Source organism: Rhodococcus sp. IEGM 1370 (genome assembly GCF_033142325.1).
Lineage (GTDB): Bacteria > Actinomycetota > Actinomycetes > Mycobacteriales > Mycobacteriaceae > Rhodococcoides.
The window spans coordinates 1-1478 of sequence record NZ_JAWLRY010000059.1 but is presented as its reverse complement, the minus strand read 5'-3'; the positions used below and the strand labels follow the sequence as shown (position 1 = coordinate 1478).

Sequence of the window (1478 nt, the reverse complement as noted above, 5' to 3'; positions counted from 1 at the left end):
CTCCACGGTGATGTGCCGGCCTGAGCCGGTCGAGATTGCGCTTCGAACCCCGTTGGCGCACGATGGCGCGGCCGATGTCGATCGGCAGCGCTCGGATCCACAGCCCGAGGTCGGGTTTCTTTCGTTGTCGTCGGGTCGGGTGAAGTCCGGTCAGGCGGGCGCGGGTAGCGCCGCCATCCGCGTCAATGCGGTGACAATCAGAGTCGACCATGTCGCGTTCTTCGACAGCTTCAGGTGGATGCGGCGGGCATGTATCGAGATGCGTCCCGCGATCGAGAACACCCGCAGGCGAATACGTTTCGGCTCCCACCGGCGCGCTTCGTGGTCGGTGAAGCCAAGCATCTGAGTCCACGCCATCAAGTCCAGAGCGAGCTGGACAATCGCCAACCAGATGCGGTTCTGATCGAACCCGTGCAACGGAAAGTTGGTCAGTCCGGTGTCCTTGGCGGTGCGAATGCGATCTTCGCAGCGGGCGCGGCGACGGTGCCGCAGTTCGAGATCCTGGATCTGACCGCGCACGGTGTTGGTGGCGAACGCGGTCAATCGAAGACCGTCGGAATCGGTGAACCGCAACTGTGCTCCGGGGTGGGGGCGTTCCTTCCTGATGATCACGCGCATCCCGGTCGGCCACGTCGTGAGGTCGAGGAGGCCGGTGGCGTCGATGACCCACGCACCATCGCGGACCTTCTCGGCGTGGTCGACGGCGACGGACCAAGCGCTGTCGGGGGCCGCGCTCAGCGCGGTGACCATGGCATCGGTGAGTCCGAAGCCGATCGAATACGACACCCGCTTGTTGTGCAGCCAGGTCATGAATGTGTGGCTGGCTCCGGCACCGTCGGTACGGACCATCACCGTTCGGCCCGGACGAGATCCGGTCGCAGAGCGCAACTGTGCCAGAGCTTTTCGTGTGACCTCGATATGATCGGCGGCCGTGTTCGAGCCGGCGTTGCCCGGCCGTAACAGTGCTGCGACGGGTTCGCCGGTCCCGTCGGTGCCGTGGTCGACGAACGCCAACAGGGGATGAAATCCGAAGCCTCGTTTGTAGGTCGGAGCTGCAGATTCCTTCTCCGAGTGGGCGGTGACGAGGGTGGCGTCGAGGTCGATCACGATCGGGTTCTGGGCGGTGATGTCGTGATCGGGTGCGTGCTTGCCGGCATGTTTCCAGGCCGCGGCGCGAGCGTATGCACGAGCGGTGTCGATCGCGGTGAGCACTGCGGGTGCATCGGCGGACAGTGCGGCGACCAGTCTGGACACGGTCGGATCGGAGGGCACTTTCCCGAACACGGCGCTGTGTTCTCGCAGGGTGGCGATGTCGGCGAGGCAGTCCCCGCCGAGTGTCAGCGACACTGCGAGGTCGGTGATGATCTTGCCTGGATCGAAGTGCGCCAACGGTTTCCGCCACGGTGACAGGTTCCGGGACAGGGCAGTGGTGAGTCCGGTGACGTCGACGGTGCGGAGCAGTGTCACCGCTCCGGCGT

Annotated in this window: 1 protein-coding gene; it reads right to left on the bottom strand. The window is 65.1% G+C overall.

What is annotated here, in order from left to right:
- Positions 1–150: 150 nt before the first annotated feature.
- Positions 151–1478: IS1380 family transposase (locus R4P47_RS24970; RefSeq protein WP_317786071.1), on the bottom strand; the 1328-nt coding region annotated here is incomplete at its 5' end.